Origin of the sequence: Rhodobacter capsulatus (genome assembly GCF_005144475.1) — a bacterium.
GTDB lineage: Bacteria > Pseudomonadota > Alphaproteobacteria > Rhodobacterales > Rhodobacteraceae > Rhodobacter > Rhodobacter capsulatus_C.
The window spans coordinates 1-318 of record NZ_SWJZ01000164.1 but is presented as its reverse complement, the minus strand read 5'-3'; the positions used below and the strand labels follow the sequence as shown (position 1 = coordinate 318).

Below are 318 nucleotides of genomic sequence, written 5' to 3'. Positions count from 1 at the left end.
GGCCGCGTCGGATATTCGATCGCGGCTCTCGCGCCGATCATCATGCCCCAGTTGCTCGTGCCCGCAATGGCCGCCCCGGTTTGAAAAGTACCGATTGTCGTGGTTGCGGCCGAAGCCGACAGAGACGTCCCTGCATAGCTCCACATGAAGAGATTCGGCGGGGGGCTGAAAGGGGCATAGGCCACACGGCGCGCCGCATTGCTTTGCCCGGCGACGAAAATCACGAACGGCCTGCCCGCCATGGCCGCGTCGAGATCGTCGAGCCGGTCAGCGAGCGCCCCGGAGGCGGCCAATTGCGCGGCCAGATCTGCGACCGAC

General features: G+C 66.0%; 1 pseudogene. It reads right to left on the bottom strand.

Annotation, left to right across the window (positions count from 1 at the left end):
* Positions 1-318, bottom strand: a pseudogene (locus FBT96_RS20460) (sialate O-acetylesterase); the annotation flags it as partial.